Origin of the sequence: Dactylosporangium darangshiense (assembly GCF_039537565.1) — a bacterium.
GTDB lineage: Bacteria > Actinomycetota > Actinomycetes > Mycobacteriales > Micromonosporaceae > Dactylosporangium > Dactylosporangium darangshiense.
The window spans coordinates 151,313-170,322 of sequence record NZ_BAABAT010000021.1 but is presented as its reverse complement, the minus strand read 5'-3'; the positions used below and the strand labels follow the sequence as shown (position 1 = coordinate 170,322).

17 protein-coding genes are annotated in these 19,010 nt (G+C 74.1%); 9 read left to right on the top strand and 8 right to left on the bottom strand.

What is annotated here, in order from left to right; genetic code table 11:
• Positions 1 to 131 precede the first annotated feature (131 nt).
• The 3 genes from ABD901_RS32735 to ABD901_RS32725 all read right to left on the bottom strand — a co-directional run bounded on the left by ABD901_RS32735 (position 132) and on the right by ABD901_RS32725 (position 6,379).
• Positions 132 to 920 (bottom strand): SWIM zinc finger family protein, encoded by a 789-nt coding sequence (locus tag ABD901_RS32735; RefSeq protein ID WP_345132669.1) that lies wholly within the window; start codon positions 918 to 920, stop codon positions 132 to 134.
• Positions 913 to 4,989, bottom strand: a complete 4,077-nt coding sequence (locus ABD901_RS32730; RefSeq protein ID WP_345132667.1) for an SNF2-related protein — start codon at positions 4,987 to 4,989, stop codon at positions 913 to 915. The genes ABD901_RS32735 and ABD901_RS32730 overlap by 8 nt, the downstream gene beginning before the upstream one ends.
• Positions 4,990 to 5,164: 175 nt before the next feature.
• On the bottom strand, positions 5,165 to 6,379 hold the full coding sequence (locus tag ABD901_RS32725; RefSeq protein WP_345132665.1) for a hypothetical protein: 1,215 nt from the start codon (positions 6,377 to 6,379) through the stop codon (positions 5,165 to 5,167).
• Positions 6,380 to 6,424: 45 nt separating this feature from the next.
• On the opposite strand from ABD901_RS32725, the gene ABD901_RS32720 reads away from it, so the two are divergent.
• Entirely contained in the window at positions 6,425 to 7,618 is a 1,194-nt protein-coding gene (locus ABD901_RS32720) for an alanine racemase (protein WP_345132663.1), read from the top strand.
• Here ABD901_RS32720 and def read toward each other — a convergent pair.
• Positions 7,587 to 8,099, bottom strand: coding sequence for a peptide deformylase (gene def, locus ABD901_RS32715; RefSeq protein ID WP_345132660.1), 513 nt, complete (start codon positions 8,097 to 8,099; stop codon positions 7,587 to 7,589). The two genes, ABD901_RS32720 and def, sit on opposite strands and share 32 nt — an antisense overlap.
• Positions 8,100 to 8,211: 112 nt before the next feature.
• On the opposite strand from def, the gene ABD901_RS32710 reads away from it, so the two are divergent.
• A complete protein-coding gene (locus tag ABD901_RS32710) occupies positions 8,212 to 9,978 on the top strand; it encodes a substrate-binding and VWA domain-containing protein (RefSeq protein WP_345132658.1) in 1,767 nt (588 codons plus the stop codon).
• 13 nt (positions 9,979 to 9,991) lie between these two features.
• Positions 9,992 to 10,831, top strand: coding sequence for an alpha/beta fold hydrolase (locus ABD901_RS32705; protein WP_345132656.1), 840 nt, complete (start codon positions 9,992 to 9,994; stop codon positions 10,829 to 10,831).
• On the opposite strand, the gene ABD901_RS32700 is transcribed toward ABD901_RS32705, so the two are convergent.
• Positions 10,791 to 12,215, bottom strand: a complete 1,425-nt coding sequence (locus ABD901_RS32700; RefSeq protein WP_345132654.1) for an IucA/IucC family protein — start codon at positions 12,213 to 12,215, stop codon at positions 10,791 to 10,793. The two genes, ABD901_RS32705 and ABD901_RS32700, sit on opposite strands and share 41 nt — an antisense overlap.
• A gap of 158 nt (positions 12,216 to 12,373) precedes the next feature.
• Between ABD901_RS32700 and ABD901_RS32695 the strand changes: the two genes are divergently transcribed.
• Positions 12,374 to 12,727, top strand: a complete 354-nt coding sequence (locus ABD901_RS32695; protein WP_345132652.1) for a nuclear transport factor 2 family protein — start codon at positions 12,374 to 12,376, stop codon at positions 12,725 to 12,727.
• On the opposite strand, the gene ABD901_RS32690 is transcribed toward ABD901_RS32695, so the two are convergent.
• Together ABD901_RS32690 and ABD901_RS32685 are read right to left on the bottom strand one after the other, a co-directional pair.
• A complete protein-coding gene (locus ABD901_RS32690) occupies positions 12,709 to 13,095 on the bottom strand; it encodes a RidA family protein (RefSeq protein ID WP_345132650.1) in 387 nt (128 codons plus the stop codon). The genes ABD901_RS32695 and ABD901_RS32690 overlap by 19 nt on opposite strands.
• 17 nt (positions 13,096 to 13,112) lie before the next feature.
• Positions 13,113 to 13,964 (bottom strand): ADP-ribosylglycohydrolase family protein, encoded by an 852-nt coding sequence (locus tag ABD901_RS32685; RefSeq protein ID WP_345132648.1) that lies wholly within the window; start codon positions 13,962 to 13,964, stop codon positions 13,113 to 13,115.
• 42 nt (positions 13,965 to 14,006) lie between these two features.
• Between ABD901_RS32685 and ABD901_RS32680 the strand changes: the two genes are divergently transcribed.
• The 5 genes from ABD901_RS32680 (at position 14,007) to ABD901_RS32660 (ending at position 18,277) form a co-directional block, all read left to right on the top strand.
• Complete coding sequence (locus ABD901_RS32680; RefSeq protein ID WP_345132646.1) at positions 14,007 to 14,480, top strand: phosphatase domain-containing putative toxin; 474 nt, start codon at positions 14,007 to 14,009, stop codon at positions 14,478 to 14,480.
• Between the two features lie 112 nt (positions 14,481 to 14,592).
• Positions 14,593 to 14,856: a ribbon-helix-helix domain-containing protein gene (locus ABD901_RS32675; protein WP_345132644.1), complete on the top strand. Its 264-nt coding sequence runs from the start codon at positions 14,593 to 14,595 to the stop codon at positions 14,854 to 14,856.
• A complete protein-coding gene (locus ABD901_RS32670; protein WP_345132642.1) occupies positions 14,853 to 15,254 on the top strand; it encodes a hypothetical protein in 402 nt (133 codons plus the stop codon). Before ABD901_RS32675 ends, ABD901_RS32670 begins: the two co-directional genes overlap by 4 nt.
• 236 nt (positions 15,255 to 15,490) lie before the next feature.
• On the top strand, positions 15,491 to 16,270 hold the full coding sequence (locus tag ABD901_RS32665; RefSeq protein ID WP_345132640.1) for a hypothetical protein: 780 nt from the start codon (positions 15,491 to 15,493) through the stop codon (positions 16,268 to 16,270).
• Positions 16,271 to 17,542: 1,272 nt separating this feature from the next.
• Complete coding sequence (locus tag ABD901_RS32660; RefSeq protein WP_345132723.1) at positions 17,543 to 18,277, top strand: lysophospholipid acyltransferase family protein; 735 nt, start codon at positions 17,543 to 17,545, stop codon at positions 18,275 to 18,277.
• Between the two features lie 109 nt (positions 18,278 to 18,386).
• On the opposite strand, the gene ABD901_RS32655 is transcribed toward ABD901_RS32660, so the two are convergent.
• Positions 18,387 to 18,995, bottom strand: coding sequence for a LuxR family transcriptional regulator (locus ABD901_RS32655; protein WP_345132638.1), 609 nt, complete (start codon positions 18,993 to 18,995; stop codon positions 18,387 to 18,389).
• Positions 18,996 to 19,010 lie beyond the last annotated feature (15 nt).

Sequence of the window (19,010 nt, the reverse complement as noted above, 5' to 3'; positions counted from 1 at the left end):
TTAGGTCAAGGGAGGTCAGGAACGGCCGAGCGTGGCGGATCCGGCGTGGCCTGGAAAAGTGGCGAAGTGCCGGGTCCGTCGCAGCGCCTCTCGGCCCTGACGGCGGCGTCGTTGTGCCGCTGTGTCCGAAGCTACCGGGCGGGATGGCGCTGTGGCAACCCGGGGTCGCTGTCGGTGAGGGTGTGGTATGCGCCACGGAGCAGGTCGGTGACGTCGAACCGGCCGGCGGTGAGCGGGAGCGGGTCGAGTTGTTCGAGGATCGCGTCGGCGCGGTGGACGGACCCGGGCACCGACGCCTCCGGTGGGGTGATGCGGGGGCCGCAAGCCCAGAAGGTACCGAATCCGGTGCTTGGTTTTGGGGTTTCGGGTGGGGATGTGTGCTGGTGGCGGGCGATGTGGCCCAGGGCGGAGACGCGGTGGGCCCGTAGGGCGTGCAGCAGCTCGTCGCGGTCGCGGCCGCGCCAGGCGAGGATGGCGAACGGGTCGGCGTCGAACTCTTCGGCGAGGACGTAGCAGGCGGCGGTCAGGTGCCGGCACGGTTTGTGCCAGCCGGGGCAGGAGCAGTCCAGGACGATGTCGGACAGGGTCTGCGGGAACAGCGACAGGCCGAACCCGGCGAGGATGGTGTCGAGGTCGTCGGGCAGGTGCCCGGCGAGGAGTTTCGCGGCGTGGATGGCCTCGCCGGCCAGGGCGCGTTCGATGCGGGCCCAGTCGGCGGCGGTGAACGCCTTGACGCCGATCCTAGCCCGGTACGTCTCGCCGTCGTCGTCGACGACCAGCGCCGTCACGATACTCGTCGACACCGTCACGGACCGTACCTGCCCGGAGCGGGCGTAGCGGCGGCCCTGCGAAAATGTCGTACCCATCCGCAACGATTCCAGCATGACGATGAACTGGTGCGACCAGCTGCGTTCAGGCATCTTCGACCGCCTCCGGCGACAGCGACATCAGCTCGAGCAGGTCGTCGGTGGACAGGCCGGTGAGCCAGCCCTCGCCGCTGCCGACGGCGACGCCGGCCAGGCCGCGTTTGCTGGCCATGATGTGCTCGACGCGTTCCTCGATCGTGCCGATGCACACGAACGTGTGGACCTGCACGTCGCGGCGCTGCCCGATGCGGAAGGCCCGGTCGGTGGCCTGGGCCTCCGCGGCGGGGTTCCACCACCGGTCGATGTGCACGACGTGGTTCGCGGCGGTCAGGTTCAGGCCCGTGCCGCCGGCCTTGAGCGACACCAGCAGCACGCCGGCGCCGTCGCCGCTCTGGAAGCGTTCGACCATCCGGTCGCGGGCGCCTTTGGGTGTACCGCCGTGCAGGAACTCCACCGGCGTGGCGAGCCGCTGCGCCAGGTGCGGGACGAGCAGGTGGCCGAAGCGGGCGAACTGGGTGAACACCAGCGCCCGGTCGCCGGCCTCCAGGGCGGCGGTCAGGATCTCCTCGAGCCGGGCGAGCTTGCCGGAGCGGCCGGGCAGCGGGGTGCCGTCGCCCATCAGGTGCGCCGGATGGTTGCACACCTGCTTGAGTTTCGTCATCGCCGACAGGACGAGGCCTTTGCGTTGCGGGCCGGCGCGGCCCTCCCGCAGCCGGATGAACAGCTCGTTGACGACGGCCTTATAGAGGGTCGCCTGTTCCAGGGTCAGGTTGCACCACTGGCGGCGCTCGAACTTCTCCGGCAGGTCGGCGATCACGGCCCGGTCCGTCTTGACCCGCCGCAGCAGGAACGGGCGGGTCACGCGGCGCAGCCGGCGGGCCGCGTCGGCGTCGGACCAGCGTTCGATCGGCACCGAGTAGCGGGCGCGGAAGATGCTGGCCTCGCCGAGCAGGCCCGGGTTGAGGAAGTCGGCGATCGACCACAGTTCGGTGAGCCGGTTCTCCACCGGGGTGCCGGTCAGCGCGACCCGGTGCCGGGCGGGCAGGCGCCGCACCGCCCGCGCGGTGACCCCGGCGGCGTTCTTGACGTGCTGTGCCTCGTCGAGCACGACCCGGTCCCAGGTGATCGCGGCGAGAGTGTCGACGTCGCGGGTCGCGACCTGGTAGGTGGTGAGGACCAGGTCGGCGTCGGCGAGCCCGGCCGGGTCGCCGGTGCCGCCGCGGCCCGGCCGGGCGCTGCCGTGGTGGACGGCGACGGTCAGGCCGGGGGTGAAGCGGGCGATCTCGCGGCGCCAGTTGCCCAGCACCGACAGCGGGCACACGATCAGCGTCGGCGGGCGTGGGCCGCGTTCGCGGGCCAGCGCCTCCAGCGCGAGAAGCTGCACCGTCTTGCCCAGTCCCATGTCGTCGGCGAGGAGCGCGCCGACGCCGAGGGAGTCCAGGAACGCCAGCCACGACAGGCCCCGCCGTTGATAGGGGCGCAGCGTCGCGGTCAGCGACGCCGGCGGGTCGAGCAGTTCGAGACGTTCCACGGCCCGGCCGGTGAGCAGGTCGGCGAGCCACCCGGAGCCGTCGACGCCGACGACCGGCAGCGGCAGGTCCCCGTCGGGGACGAGCCGGGTCAGCCGGATCGCCTCACCGGCGGTCATCTCGCCGGTGCCGCCGCGGCGCAGGAACGCCAGGCCGGCCGCGAGCCGGTCCCGGTCCAGGTGCACCCAGCGGCCGCGCAGCCGCACCAGCGGCACCTTCGCCCTGGCCAGGGCCGTCAGGTCGGCCTTGCTGAGGAACTCGTCGCCGATGGCGAGCCCCCACCGGTAGGCGAAGATCGCATCACGGTTCGCGGTCGTGTCCCGCAGCACCGGCGCCGCCGGCTGCCGCGCCCGCACCGTCAGCGTCAGCCCCAGGTCCTGCTGCCGCTGCCACTGCGCGGGCAGCAGCACCCCGAACCCGGCGTCGTGCAGCAGCGTCGCATGCTGCAGAAACCGGTAGGCGCCGGCCGTGTCCAGTCGCAGCACCTCCGGCCGCGGCGTGCGCAGCGCGTCGTCGAGGTCCGGCCACAGCCGGCTCGCCCGCCCCAGATCCGCCAGGAGCACGTCCTGCGGATAGTCCACCCACCGAAACAGCGGCGACGCCTTGTCCCGCCACACCTGCTCGGCCGGCACGAGCAGCCCCGGCTCCTCGGCGGGCTGCAGCAGGAACTCCACCAGCCAATGCCCGCCGTCGCCGTCGTCCTCTCGACGGTCCCGGCCGCCGAGGCCACGCTCCGCACCAACGCCGTCGCCGCCGGTCCATCGGCCGCTCGAGGCTTCCCCGGCGCCGTCCGTGCCGTCGCTCCACCGGCCACTCGAGCCGCCCCGGCCGTGCTCCGCGCCGCTGCTGGCGCCGTCGGTCAACCGGGGGCCCTGGCCGTCCCGGCCGCGGTCGGTGCTGCTGCGGGTGCCGTCGGTCGCCCGGGGACCCTGGCCGTCGCGGCCGCGGTCGGTGCCGTCGCCGGGTGTGTCGTCCCGGCCGGCGTCGGTCCCGGGATCGAGGCGCTCGGGTCCCGCCGCATCCTGCGCGTCGATGCCGGCGGGCCGGTGCGGGTCCATGTCGATGTCGATGTCGGTGTCGTCGGGCTCGTCGGGGTCCTCGACGAAGGAAAGGCGGAAGCAGGTGCGCACGGCCGCGGGCCGCCCGCTGTCCGCCCACCGCTCGACGATCTCCCGCAGGCGCGCCACCTCGGGCCCTTCGGCGATCGCCCGCGAGGCCACGCCCGCTGCCACCGCGCCGCCAGGCGCCTGCTCAGCCGCACCCGCACGCGCGGCCGCGGCGCCGGGCATCGGCTCGTCGCCTGACGGCGCTCGGCCATCGGGTGGCCCGAACTCGCCTGCTGACGCCGACCCGGAGTGCGTCCCGAGCGCGTTCTCTGGCGCTGGTCCGAGCCGTGGTGCGAAGTCGGCGTCGGGTGCCGGCTCGGTCGAGGGATCGGCTGGGGCGCGGGCCGAGGGCTCGGTGGCGGACGGTTCGGCGGCAATGCGCGGGGTGGGCCACGTGATGGCCGAGGGCTCGATGGGGGCGGGGGCGGTGCGGAGGCGGGCGTCGGGGGCGGTGAGGGCGGCGAGCCAGGAACGTACGACGGTGTCGTGGCGGACCTGTCCTTCCGAGAGCAGGGGGTGGTAGCGCAGGCGGGCACGGACCAGGGCGTCGACCGTCGTGTTCACCGCGGCGGTGGTTGTCTCCTCGCGGGAGCGCTGCGTTGCCGCGGCGGCCACGCCGGGCATCGCGCGGCAAAGGGACTCGAACGTCGCGGCGTCGGCGCCCCACAGTGCCGGGCGCCACCGCGCGGCCGGTCCCGCCGTCAGGACGTCGGCCGCACGACTCGCCGTGACGCCGCTGGGCGCACGACCCGCGGCCGCGGGTGCGGCCGCCGCACGATCCGTGGTTGCGGGTGCGGCCGCGGACACGACCACGGCCGTGTCTAAACCGGCGGACCGGCCCTCCGCGGTCGCGGCGGCGGCGTCCGAACCGGCGGCCTGGCCGGTTGCGGCCGCGGTGATGTTCGCGTCGGCCTGGACCTCGAGCGTGTCCGAGGTCGGACGGGCGGGTCGGGCTGCGGCAGTTTCCGTCGTACGGGCTTCCGGCGAGGGGACAGCAGGTAGCGGGGGTGGCGATTCGGTGACGAGGGTGGGCAGGACGCGACCGCGGTCCACCAGCGACGTGGCGAACATGGTCACGTCGGACAGGTAGCCGATGGAGGAGCCCGGGCGTACGTCCGGGGCGGTGGAGAGGAGGGCCTCGGGGTCCGTTGCGGGCGGGAGCACCACGATCGGAACCGTCCACGTCGTCTGACGGCGAGGCTGGGGCTGGCGGGCGCCCGGCGTCTTCGGCAGGTGCTCGGACAGTTCAGGGGATGCGGCCGGGCGGGTCTGCGTCGACGGGAGGAGCAGGTCCGCCGTGGCGACCGTGCCGGGCAGCGGCGGGAGTACGGCGAACGGATGCCTCGACGGGGTGTCGTCCCGGGCGCGCGGCACCGACAGTGCGGCGGCAGTCGTAGTCGTAGTCGCGCGGAGGATTGGTGCGTCGGTGGTCTCGGCCCAGCAGGCGAGCCTTCCGTCCGGGGTCACCAGGCCGTGCACGACGATCACCGGTACGACCCTACTGCGCCCCGCCGCGTACCCGCGCGCCCGGCACACCGGGCGACCGACGCGCCTGCCCGCCAGCGGGGCACCGCAGGGCGCTTCCCGTGCTGTACGCGAGCCCAAGACCGACCCCGTACCCACCCCGCGACGGAGCGCGCGTTGGAAGGCCCGCGAGCCCAGGTCAGCGCCAGACGGGGTGTTGGCCGGTGTCGACGAGTTTCCAGTCGCCGTTGTCGTACAGGACGTTGTCGTAATAGAAGATCGTCGGTGGGAGCAGGTCGGGGGCGGTGAACGCTGCGCGGGCGGCCTCGTGCAGGGTGGCGGGGGGTACGCCCCAGGTCGTGGCGGCCAGGTCGGCGATGTACGACAGGGCGTGGTGGCCCATGAAGCTGTCGTACGTGAGGCTGAACACCTCGTCGGCGGCGAGGGGGACGTCGCGTGGGATGACGTTGGCCGGGGGGAGGTCGCCGGGCAGGCCGGCGGCGTCGCGCAGGGTGCTGTCGACGTAGATCGCGCAGTCGCGGTACACGACCTTTGTCCGGTTTGTCGTGGTGTCGAAGGTGAACAGGGTGTTCTGGCCGTGGGTTTCCAGGGGGCAGCCGGTCGCGCGGGCGGTTGCGGACCAGAGGGCGACCATCGGGGTGATGATGCGGGTTGCCACGTACGTGGCCGGGTCGTCCGGGGAGGACTCGACGAGCTGCTGCAGCAGCGGCGGGTCGTCGGGGGAGTGCAGGTCGTGGCCGTACAGGGCGAACAGGGGGACGGTCCAGGCGGGTGCGTCGTGCAGCGGGCGGGCCTGGCGGACCAGGAAGCCCCACGCCTCCTCGGCGAGGGTGCCGTCGGGGTCGAACCAGGCGCCGCCGACCTCCGGCAGGATCGGGGTGCCGACGCGGGTCAGGTCGTTGGACACCCACAGCTGCAGCTCGATCACCGGGCGGCGCAGGCGGCGGGTGAAACGGGACAGGCGGCGCGGGTAGTGCAGTTTCACGAAGTGCGGCTCGACCGGGTGGCCGTCGGCGGCGACGACGAAGACGGTGCGGGCGTTGGCGGACGGGACGACGGTCAGCGTCGGGCCGGGGGCGTGGCGGCGCAGCGCGGCGGCGGCGTGCAGGTCGGGGCTGTCCAGGGCGTTCGGGTGGACGGGCAGCAGGAAGCCGTCGCCCGCCGCGTAGAGCTCGTGCAGCGGGCTGGCCGGGACGGCGCGGCGGTACTCGCCGTGGCCGGCCGGGATGCGGAAGGTCGGGATCTCGAAACTCGCCGCGCCCCGCTGCGGGTGGTACACGTCGGCGATGTCGAGGTCCGCGGCATAGGGGCTGTACGTGCGGGTCCCGACTCCGAGATACCGTTCCGCGTACTGCCACAACGCGATCGGGTCGCGGGCGTCGATGAGGCGCACGCGGTGAGCCTACTGCGCGCGGCCGCAGCACCTGAACGGAGTGCGGTGTCACCTGCCCCACGTGTGATCCGGGCGGCCCTGCAGGGGCCGCGGCCCGCCTACATCTACGACCTCGCCGTAGTCAGGGAGCGTGTCGCCGCGCTGCGGGCGGCGCTGCCGGAGGGGACGCGGATCGCGTATGCGATGAAGGCCAACGGTCACCCGGCGGTGGTCCGGGCCGCCCTCGACGCCGCCGACGGGCTCGAGGTCGCCTCGACCGGCGAGCTGCAAGCGGCAACCGACGAACTGCGAGCGGCGACAGACGAGCTGCAAGCGGCGGCGGGCGGGCTGGGAACGGCGACGGGCAAGCTGGTGCTGTTCAGCGGGCCCGCCAAGAGCGACGAAGGGCTGCGGGCCGCGGTGGCCGGGGGAGCGGTCATCAACGTGGAGAGCCTGCACGAGCTGCGCAGGCTGCCGGCCGGGGCGAGGATCTGCCTGCGGGTCAACCGGGAGCATGCGGCGCTGCCAGGGACGCATCGCATGACGGGGGCGGCGACCCAGTTCGGGCTCGCCGAGGACGACCTCGAGCGGGCCGTCCACACAGCGCGACGCGGCGGGCACGAGGTGCTCGGGTTCCATCTGCATGCCGTGTCGAACAATCTCGACGCGGCCGCGCACGGGGCGTACATCGACGACTGCATCGCGTGGGCGCAACGGCAGCAGGGGCCGCTCGGGGTGGCGGATCCGTGGGTGAACGTCGGCGGCGGGTTCGGTGTCGACGTCACCGGCGCGGCCGGGTTCGACCTCGCCGCGCTCAAGATCGAGAGGAAGATCACGCCGGGGCGGCTGATCGTCGAACCGGGGCGGTTCGTCGCCGCGGAGGCCGGCTGGTACGCGACCGAGGTCGTCGACGTCAAACGCAGCCACGGCACCTGGTTCGCCGTCGTGCGCGGCGGCACCCACCACTTCCGGCTGCCGGCGTCGTGGGGGTACAGCCATCCGTTCACGGTCCTGCCCGTCGACGACTGGCCGTACGGGTTTGAACGGCCCGAGGTCCGCGACGCGCGGGTGACGGTCGCGGGGGAGCAGTGCAACCCCCGCGACGTGCTGTCCCGTGACGAACCCGTGCAGCGGCTACGGGCCGGTGACGTGCTGCTGTACGCGCGGACCGGCGCCTACGGCTGGGAGGTCGCCCACCACGACTTCCTCAAGCTCGAGCATCCCGCGTTCACCGTGCTCGACCCGGGCGCGACGGGCTGAACGTCGCCCGGACCGTGCGCAGCGCCTGCCGGCGGGCGTCGCCGGTGAGCCGGTCGACGTAGAGGACACCGTCGAGGTGGTCGGTCTCGTGCTGCAGCGCCCGCGCGAGCAGGCCCGTGCCGGTGACGGTTGCGGGTTCGCCGTGCTCGTCGAGGCCTTCCGCGGTCACCTGCCACGCCCGCGGCGTCGGGTACGAAAGGCCCGGGATCGACAGGCAGCCCTCGTCGCCGTCCTGGGCGCCGGAGCGGGCGGTGATCCGCGGGTTGACGAGATGGCCGGTCACGCCGCCGGCGCCGTAGACGAACACCCGGGCGCTGACGCCGATCTGCGGTGCGGCGACGCCGGCGCGGCCGGGCTCGCCGGTGAGGGTGTCGAGCAGGTCACGGACCAGCGCCCGCAGCTCGGCATCGAACGAGGTCACTGGCTCGGCGGGGGTTCGCAGTACCGGATCGCCCAAAACCCGGATCGGTCGGATCGTCACGGGGCAAAGGCTACGTCGGGGCGGCGTGAACCCCTCTTGACGAGGGCCTAAACTATGCCGACTTCCCACCCCCGGAGGCACACCCATGGCCCACCCGGCCGACAGGGCAGACGTGCGGTCACACCGCCGCAGCCCAGCTCAGCGCCGCTTTCGGTTCACCCCGTGGATCATCGGCGGGCTCGTCGTCGTGCTCGTCGGCGCCGGCGGGGCCTACGCCGCCACGAAGCTGGTCAAGAGCTCCTGTTCCGGCTCCATCACCGCGAACATCGTCGCCTCACCGGCGACCGCCACGCTCCTGGAGGGGCTGGCGACGAAGTGGTCCGGCACCGGCCCGGCCGTCGCCGGGCAGTGCGCCCACGTGAGCGTGACGGCCCGCGACACCGCCGTCATGGCCCAGGCGCTCGGCACCGAATGGGACAGCAAGACCGGTACCGCGCCCGACGTGTGGGTGCCGGACTCCACCGCCTGGGTGCGGCGGGCCTCGACCGCGGCGATCGCGGAGCGGATGATGCCCGACCTGCAGCCCAGCCTCGCCCGGACCCCGTCCGTCCTGGCCATGCCGAAGCCGATGGCCGAGGCGCTGGGCTGGCCCGACGGCGAGATCTCCTGGCAAGACATGATCAACAAGGTGGCGGCGGACCCGCAGGGCTGGGCGAAGTACAACAAGCCCGACTGGGGCAAGTTCAAGTTCGGGATGAGCGACCCGCTGCAGTCCACCGCCGGGCTGCTGGCGCTGATGGCGATCCTGGACGGCAACGACGACGGCGAGGTCACCGCCGACGAGCAGGCGACCCTCGCCAAGCTCAAGCAGGAACGCGCCGTCTACACCGACACCACCGCCCAGCTGCTGTCCGGCCTCGGCGCCGCCGACAAGCAGGGCGCGGAGCAGGGCCTGCAGTACGTGTCGGCGTTCCCCGCCCTCGAGCAGGACGTCCTGACCTACAACAAGGCCAACCCGCACACCCCGCTGGTCGCGGTGTACCCGTCCAACGGCAGCGCCGACGCCGACAACCCGTACCTGATCCTCGAAGCGCCGTGGGCGAAGAAGGACAAGCAGGACGTCGCCAAGGCGTTCCTCGCCTACGTCCGCGGCCCGGACGGACGCAAGGTGTTCCTCGACGCCGGGTTCCGCGACCCGAACCGGGTCGGCGGCTCCGCACTGTCGGGCAACGCGTCGTTCTCCGCCCGGATCAAGACCGTGCCCCGGGCCGTGCTGCTGCCCGAGTCGGTGAAGCAGTCGATGGACACGTGGACGGCGCTGACCCGCCCGACAAACGTGCTGCTCGTCCTCGACGTGTCCGGCTCGATGGCCGAGCAGGTCCCTGGCACCGGCAAGACCCGCATGCAGCTGGCGAAGGACGCCGCGCACGCCGCCGTCGCCCTGTTCGACGCCGACGTCGACGCCGGCCTGTGGGTGTTCTCGTCACGGCAGGCCGGCAACACCGACTACAAGCAGCTCGTCCCCGTCGGCCGGGTCGGCGACGCCGTCGCCGGCAAGCCGCGCCGCGACCAGATGCTCGGCGCGATCGACAAGCTCACCGCCATCGGCGACACCGGCCTGTACGACACCGCCGCCGCGGCCCAGCAGGCCGTCGTCGACGCGTACAAGCCCGGCGCGACGAACCTCGTCGTGCTCATGACCGACGGCAAGAACGACGACCCGACCGGCGGGCTCAACCTCGACCAGCTGCGCGGCAAGCTGCAGGCGAACGCCGGCAGCGACAAGAAGGTCCCGATCGTCACCGTCGGCTACGGCAACGACGCCGACTTCGCCGCCCTGCAGGACATCTCCCGCGTCTCCGGCGGCACCCTGTACACGTCGAAGACCGCGTTCGACATCAACGAGGTACTCCTGACGGCGATCTTCGGCCGGGTGTAGTACAACGAGCTGCATGCTGTGCAGCGAAACGTACGCTCCGCCCGAAACGCCCGATGCCCCGCCGATCGTCCTGATCGGCGGGGCATCGTCGTCGATGGACTGGTGGCATCCCGACTTCTGCCTGGCCCTCGCCGCCCGGGCCGGGCGGCCCGTCGTGCGCTACGACCACCGCGACACCGGACAGTCCCCGGCCAGCCCCGCCGGCCGGCCCGGCTACACGTCGGCGGACCTCGCCGACGACGTGCTCACCCTCGCCGCCGGGCGCCTGCACCTGGCCGGGGTGTCGATGGGCGGCGCCATCGCTCAGCGGGTCGCGATCGAACACCCCGACCGGGTCGCGTCACTGACCCTCATCGCGACCACGTTCGCCGCAGGCGGGCCCGCCGGGCTGCCGCCGGCCGCGCCGCGGGTCCGGGCGTCGTTCGCCACGCCGCCACCGGACTGGCACGACCGCGACGCCGCCGTCGAGCGCGTCACCGCCGACGTGGCGCTGTATGCGGGTACCGTGACCGCCGACCCCGACGACATCCGGGACCTGGTGCGGCGGGTCTTCGACCGGACCACCGACATGGCCGCCGCCCAGACGAACCACTGGATCCTCGACGACGGCCGTCCGGTCACGGGACGTACCGAAGACATCACCGCACCCACGGTCGTGCTGCACGGCACCGACGACCCGCTGTTCCCGCCCGCACACGGCCGGGCCCTCGCCGCCGCGATCCCCGGCGCCCGCCACGTGCCCCTGCCCGGCCTCGGGCACGAGGTCCCGCCGCGGCCGCTGTGGCCGGTCGTGATCGCCGAGATCGCGGCGGTCACCGCAGCGGGTTCGGCACCGGGCACCACCGGTCGGTGAGCGGGTCCGCGGCCAGCCGCATCGCCGTCGTCGCCTTCACCGGCCACGTGTCGGCGAACACCGCGGCCAGGTCGGCAGGCCCGGCGTGGCGGCGGGCGACGGCGGCGACGTGGTCCCACAGCCGCTCGTCGCCGAGCGCCGCGACCAGGCTCGACAGCACGGTCGCGAACGCGGACGCGAGCAGCTTCGTGCGCAGCGCGTCGTCGTCGCCGGTCGGCAGCGCCCCGGTCAGCGGCGGCATCTCGTGCCCGGCGGCGGCGAGCCGGCCCGGGTGCACGTGGATGCCGCCGAGGTCGCGGTAGTACAGGCGCACCGGACGGCCGGCGGGGTCGAGCTCGACGAGGGTGTTCTGGCCGTGCGCCTCCAGGGCCACGCCGAGGCGCAGCAGCCCCAGCAGCGGCGGCAGCATCAGCTCCACCAGCGCCGTGAAACACGCCGGGGTCAGCAGGTCCGGCCGGTGCGGCAGCAGCGCCAGGGGCACGACCCGCGCCGAGGCGGGGGGCGCGTCGCGCCAGACGGCGCCGAGCGAACGCTGCGGCTCGCCGTCGCGCGACAGCACCGTGCCGGCGGAGCGTTCCCGCAGCACATGGATTCCGGGTGTACCGCGGGACAGCGCCGCCACCAGCTCCGACGCGAGCGGCCCGTTGTGGATCGCCGGGGCGGACAGGGTGCGCACGGCGCTGGTCATCTGCACCTCGACCGCCGTCTTCACGTGCAGGCCCGCCCAGTCCCCGCCGCCGACCTCCAGGGTCCGCAGCGACATCAGCGGCCGGGCCGGGATGTCGATGCCGGTGTCGGTGACGAGGCCGGAGGCCAGGGCGCGGGGCAGCTGCCACGGGTGGACCGGCAGCCGCGGCGGCATCGGCGTCCCGGCGGTGCGCCACCGGTCGGGTTCGACGTCGACGAGCCGCAACCGCACGACGGGGTGGTGTTCCGGCGCGTAGGCGAGGACCTCGAGGGTCGACATGCCGATCCGGGTGCGGCAGCACGGGTGCAGCGGGTGACCGTCCACGATGGACTGCTCGGCGTCGGCGAGGGTGTCGCCGGGCGACGGCGGGGCGGTCATGGCCAGGGCGAGGTTCGCGACGCTGTTGTCGAGCTCGACCCGCAGCCGCTCGTGCAGGCCGAGCGCGGCGGCGAGGACGCCCGGGTCGTCGTACTGCACGCCGTCGGCGACGACCGTCGGGACGAGCGGGCCGAACAGCGGCGGGGCCGCGCCGCCGAGCCGGGCGGTGCCGACGATCCGTTCGCGCCACAGCGCGCCCCAGAGGCGGGTGAGGACGGCGGCTCTGGCATGCGGTACCGCCGCGGAGAAATCGGCGACGAGGTCCGGCCGGTGCGCGCGCAGCGCCTGCAGGGTCTGCCCGACGTCGGGTGCATCCACCCGGCGAGTCTAGGTGGCGGGCGCCGGCACGCCGACGACCGGCGCACACCACCGTTCCAGTCTGCGCCCGCCCGCGCCCGGTTACGGTCCCGTTTCCGGGTGTAAACATCGACCGGCAGGGCGTTGACCGGCCGCGGCCGGCCGCGTGTCATAGGAACATGGGCGACGAGCCGGGGTTGATAGCCGACCTGCTGACCGTGATCGACCGGCGGGACTGGGCGGGCCTTGCGGGGCTGGTGACCGAGGACGTCGTCTACCACCGGCCCGGCTGCCCGCCGATCGAGGGCGTCGAGCAGTTCGTCGGCTTCTACCGCCGCCGGTGCATCGTCTCCGCCGGCCGGCACCACGTCGACCGGTGCATGGCCGCCGGCGAGCAGGGGTTCTGCTGGGGACGCTTCGACGGCATGTCCCACGCCGGGGTGCCGCTGAACGAGATCTTCGCCGACTGGTACGAGTTCCGGGGCGGGCTGATCGCCCGCCGCCGCACGTTCTTCTACCGGCCGGCGATATAGGCGACCGCCTCCACCTCCACCAGCTGGCCCGGCCAGCCCAGGACGGTGACGCCGAGCAGGGTGCTGGGCGGGCGGTGCGGTGCGAGGCGGTCGCGGTACAGGTCCCAGACCGTGCCGAGGTCGGCCCGGTCGGCGGTGGCGACATAGATGGTGGTCTTCACCACGTCGCCCAGGCCCGCTCCGGCGCCGGTGAGGGCCGCTTCGAGGTTGTCGAGGGTCCGGCGGGTCTGTGCGGCCAGGTCGCCCGGCGCGACGACGGCACCGGAGGCATCCAGGGGGCAGGCGCCCGCCGTCCACACGTGCCCGCCGGCGGTGGCGGTGTAGTCGTACTCGACGGCGTCGGTCAGCCGCGCTGTTCTGCTTTCCATCGCTCCAGCATGCCAAGCTAGGGGAGGGGTTCGCGGTTGCGCAGCCACGCATCCGGCAGCGCGGGGTTGTGCGCGGCCACGATCCCGCCCACGATCGCCGCGGTCGTGTCGACGTCACCGCCGGCCGCGCAGCACGCCTCGACAGCGCCCTCGAAGTCGTCGAGGAACCGGTCGGCGACCCACACCGCGAACGGCACCGTGTCCTGTGCGGTGACCCGCACCCCGGTGCCGAGCACCCGGGCGGCCTCGGCGGGGTTGCGGATGCGGCGGGCCCGGCGCAGCAGCCGCCACACCGTCGTGTCCGGGCCGGTGTGCTCGAGCGCGACCGCGAGCAGGTCGGGCCGCTGCCCGGACAGGCGGGCGTGCGCGGCCGCGGACGCGGCGACAGCGACGGCGACAGCGCCGGCGACACCCTCCGGGTGGGCGTGGGTGAGGACCGCCTGCCGGGCCGCTTCGCGGGCGGCGGCGTGCGGGTCGCCGGCGTGGTAGGCGCCCAGGGGTGCCACGCGCATGGCGGCGCCGTTGCCGTAGGAGCCCTGCCCGCCGAACCCGGACGCGGCGGCGTCGCGCCACGGGGTGCCGGCGGCGATCGCCTGCAACGTCAGGTAGGCGCCGACACCGTAGCCGCGGTCCGGTTCACACGCGGCCGCCCACTGCACGGCAAGGAGGTCCTGATCGACGGGAACATGTTCGGACAGGTGCGCGACGAGGACCGCGGCCATCTGTGTGTCGTCGGTCCACGGCCACGGCGGCGTGCGCAGCTCGGGCCGGGTGAAGTGCTGCGCACCGTACGCGTCGCCGACGGACAGCCCGTCGAGACTGTCGCGGGCCAGGCCGATCCGGGTCTGCGGGTACAGCACGACCTTCACGTCCCGATCCTATCTTGGTTGACATAATGTACATTATCGAACATGTTGTACTCGGTGACTGAGCCCGGCCCGGGCCGGGTCAGCATCATGGCGAAGCCGCGTCCCGGTGACTGGCTCGCCGACGACCTGGCCCGCCTCGCCGGGCGCGGCGTCGACATCCTCGTCAGCCTGCTGACGCCCGCGGAGGTCGCCGAGACCGGGCTTGCCGGCGAGCCGTCGCTGGCCGCGGCGGCCGGGCTGCGTTTCCTGCACGCGCCGATCCCGGACCGCGGTGTTCCCGGCGCGGATTTCGCGGCGACGGTACTGCACGAGCTGAGCTCCTGCCACGCCGCCGGCGGCCACGTGGCGGTCCACTGCCGGTTCGGCATAGGCCGCTCCGCGATGGTCGCCGCGGCGATCCTCGTCCGGGCCGGCGGCAGCCCCGGCACGGTGTGGGCGGACCTGGCGGCGGCGCGGGGCGTGCCGGTCCCGGACGTCGACGAGCAGCGCCGCTGGGTGGAGAAGCTGGTCACGTAGGGTTGCCGATCTTCGGACGTCGGGGCCGGATCGACGCAGGTGGGCACGAACTTCGCCCGGCCGGGTGACACGACGCTATGTGAGCGGCGTATGCGGCCGCTACCCTGTGCGTATGCGTGAGGTGCGCAAGGAACGGGTGACGGTGACGATGCCCGCCGATGACGCCGCAGCGGTGCGGCGGTTCGTGGACGCCGGCGGGGCGGAGTCGGTTTCGGCGTACGTGGCCGAGGCGGTGCGTGGGCGGCTGGCCCGGGACCGGGCCCTGCTGACGCTGAACGAGCTGTACGCGCAGCGCGGCGTGCGGCTGGCCCCGGAGCACCACGCGTGGGCGCGCGAGGTGCTGGGGGTGGCGCCGGCCAGCGGGCCGGTGTCGTGACCGCGGTCGGGGGACGAATCCTGGACAGTTCGGCGATCCTGGGGTTCGTGGCGGGCAAGCCGTACTCGTCGGCGATCGTGTGGCACGCCGTGGACCAGGGCGTCGTCCTGGCTGTGCCGGCGGCGGCGCTGGCCGAGGCGTGGGCGCAGACGTCGCCGAAGGACTACGACGTGCTCAAGGTGCTGCTCGCCCTGCCGGTCGTGGTCGTCGACGACCTGACCGCCGCAGACGCGGTCGACAGCGGTGCGCTGTTCGGCGGCGAGGGCGGGCCGGCGCTGGTCGCGGCGGCGCACGTGGTCCGCCGGGCGCAGGCGCGACCGGGCTGGGCGATCGTCACGGACCGTGCGGCGATGCTGCGCACGCTGGACCCGCAGGCGGAGATCGACGAGCTGCCCTGATCGGAATGCGTCGCGACGCCCGGCTGCCGGTCACCGGGCGTGGAGGCCTCGGCATCGGCCGGTCCGCGAAGCGCCAACCACCCGTGAGGTCCGCGGCATGAACGCCGCGCAGCCGCGGGAATCCCCCGCCTTCAGGCGTGGAGACGACAACGTACGGTGTGTCGCACTCGGAAATGTCATAGGTGGCTGGTATGACTGTTCCGACACATGTTCGATTGAGCGGGTTGGAGGGTGCGATGGTTGCCGCACGGACCGCGGCCAAGGGCTTGTCGACGGTGGATCTGGAGCAGATCCGGGACACCCTCGCGGCCGGCCGGAAACCGAAGGTCGTGTTCACCGAGCAGGCCGGGCAGATCGCCGGGCAGTTGGGCCAGGTCGTCGCGCTGACGGACCCGGAGCTGTCCGACGAATGGGTCGTGGTCCGGTTCGGCCGCGACGAGCTGCCCTTCTCCCCTGCCGACCTGGCGATCGCGCCGAAGGCTGCGCCGGCGAAGCGCGCACCCGCCGTTCCAGCACCTCGTGAGGAGAGCCCCGTGCCAGCCCCTTCCGTCACCGCCGAGCCCACCGACTCCGCGGAAACACCCGACTCCCCCGCCGCCGCGTCCCCCGCCGCTCCCCCGGCAACGCCTGCACCGCCGGCAGCCGACACCGCGGCGCCGGCCGACCCGGCCGCGAAGCCCGACGCGGGTGAGTCCCGCTCGTCGAGCCGCCCGCCGGCGAAGAAGGCCGCCCCGAAGGCGAAGACCCCGGCCGGCCTGACGGTCACGCTGTCCTACGCCGACGGTGAGTGGACGGTGGCCGCGAACCAGGGCGCGAAGGCCTTGGCGAAGCCGTATGTCATCAAGGCCGGCGAGGCGCTGAAGATGGTCGCGATGCTGGACGTGCCGGGCGTGCACGAGGCCGTCGAGGAGATCGTGGCGGCGGCCCGCGCGGAGGCCGAGCACCAGGCGGAGCGGCTGCGGGCGGAGCTGGCCGAGATCGAGGCGCGGCTGGCGGAGCTCCGCGAGGCCGAGTAGCCGCGAGGCCGCTGGGCCGCTGGGCTCGGTCACCGCCGGTTCGTGCGGAGGCCACCGGTTCGCGCGGAGGCCACCGGTTCGCGCGGAGGCCGCCGAAACGCGGAACGCGGGTCACCGGCGCTCTGCGTGGCCGCGCCCGCTCGGCGGCCTCCGCGAGGCCGGGCGGCCGCAAGACCGCTGGGCGCGGCGACCGACGGCTCGCGCGGAGGCCATCGAGTGGGCGCCGGAACGTGGAATGCGGTCACCGGCGCCTTGCGTGGCGGCCGCCGAGTGGCCGACGCAACCCGCAATGCGGATCGCCGGCGCCCTGCGTGACGGCCGAGTGCTGTCGCCGCTCGGCACATCTCGTCCCCCGCGTGCCGCTATAGGCATCGCCGACTGGTGCGCCCTCGGTGGCCGCGGGCGAGGCCGAGTGGTCCGGAGCGCCGCCGCGCGGGTTTCGCCGCCATGCGGTCGATCGGGCGCGCGGCAGGCGATGCAGCCGCGCGCCAGGCAGCCGCGATCTCGACCGGGTGGCCGATCTCGCCCTGCTGCGCCAGACAGCCGCGCCGCCCCGCGCCGCCCGCGGTGCGAGCGCGGCGCTTGTCGGCGGACGTGACGTCGACCGGGCCAGCCGCGGCCGGTGGCGCGACGGTGACCCGGTGGCGAGCGCGGTTGGTCGGGGTAGGTAAATAGGTGTCGTCGGGACGGTTGCGCCGCGGGGTTGTGGCGCTACCGTTCCATGGTCGGCTCACAGGGGCCGGCCGGAAACCGGTGCGCTCCGTGCGCGCCGGCAGACACGACTCGGCGCCGGTCCGGGCGGGGCCAGGTGGCCCCGACCCGTCTCGGGCGCCCGCGGCAGGCCAGGACGGGAAACAGTACGTGAGCGACGGGGAGCCGGACCGGTTGCACGGCGACGACGCGACCACCACCGTGGCCGACAGCCATGGACACGCGCCGCGGGTCAGGCCGCCCGGGGACGCGGTCCTCGCCGCACCGGTCGATTCGATCCGTGAAATCCCGGTGACGGCCGCAGTCCCGGATGACGGCCTCTTCCCTTCGGCCCCGTCCCCCGCGTCGCCGACCACATCGATCCCGGCGTCCGCGCCGCTGTCCGTGCCCGACGATCCGGCCGATGCCGTGATCGCGGCGGCCGTCGTCCCGCATGATGACGGCTCCCCCACGTCCGCGCCGCTGTCCCTGCCAGGCGATGCGGCCGGCGCCGCCGAAGGCGATGGCGCGGCGGTCGTGAGCGCCGGTTCGCGGGGCGTGGTGGCGTGGCGGGTGCCGCGGATGTGGCGGGTGTTGCTCGGTGTTGCCCGTTTGGTGGTCATGCCGGTGGCGCGGCTGCGGGTCACCGGGGACGTGCCGGCGGACCTGCGTAACGGGCCGATCATCCTGGCCGTGAACCACATCGGGCCGTTCGACCCGATCGCGATCACGGCCGCCTGCCGGGTGATCCGGCTCGCGCCGCGGCTGATGGCGACCGGTGGGCTGTTCCGGGCGCCGGTCGTCGGGGCGGCGATGCGGGCCGCCGGGCACATCCGCATCAACCGGCGGCAGGCGGACGTCGCCCTGGCCGTCGACGACGTGGCGGCGGCGCTCGCGGTGGGGTCGCACGTGCTCGGGTACCCGGAGGGGCGCATCACCCTCGACCCGGGGATGTGGCCGGAGCGGGGCAAGACCGGGATGGCCCGGGTGGCGCTCGCGACCGGGGCGCCCGTCGTGGCCGTGGCGCAGTGGGGTGCGCACGAGGTGGCGGCGTGGGGCGGGTTCGGGCCGACGGTGCGGGCCCTGTGCCGGGCGTTGGTGCGCCGGCCCGTGGTGCGGGTGCACTTCGGCCGGCAGGTCGACCTGTCCGGGATCGATGCCGGCGTGCCGGGTGCGGCGCAGCGGGCCACCGACCGGATCATCGATGCGATCACCGAGGAGCTGCGGTCGTTGCGGGTCGACGAGCCGCGGCTCCCCCGCTACATCGACCCGGTGCGGCCGTTGAGCGTGCAGCGCCGCCACCGTCCCAGCGCCTGACGCCCGCCCGTCCGCCGTGATCCGGCGTCCGCCTGAGCGCGGGCGCGGCGATCGGCCACGGCTGGCCGAGGTCAACGCTGGAGGCCAGTGCCGGGGACGTGCGGAGGGGTCAGGCGCCCTCGCGGCGCATGCGGAGGTAGGCGAGGACGGCCTCGCGGGTGGTGCGGACGCCCAGGACCTCGCGGGCCTCGGCGATGCGGCGGTTCGCGGTGCGCAGGGAGAGGAACTCGGCGGCCGCGGCGGCCGCGATGGTCTCGCCGCCGGCGAGGCGTTCGAGCAGGGCGCGCTGTTCGGGGGCGAGGACGGGGCCGCCGGCGTCCTCGGCCGGTGCGGTGCCGAGGTCGGCGTCCGGGTCGGTGGTGACGGGGCCGATGCGGCCCAGGTCGGCCAGCAGTGCCCGGCCGATCTCGGCGGCGGCGTCGCTGATGGCGACGATGCCGGCGCCGCGGGCGGCGGCGAGGAGGGCGAGCTCGGCGGTGTCGGCGTCGGCGACGCGGCCGAAGAGGGCCAGGCGGGCGTCGGAGACGTCCCAGGCCTGGTCGGTGAGGGCGAAGCCTTCCCGGGTCGTCCAGCCGGCCCGGGCGAGGCGGCGCAGGACCGCGGTGGCCTCGGCGCCGGTCGCCACGACGTACCGCGGTGCGAGTGTGGGATCCCCCGCCATCAGCGGCCCATCGGTGATGACATGCGCCCACCATGCGATGAAGGTGCCGTCCGGCACAAGAGCACTGCCTTA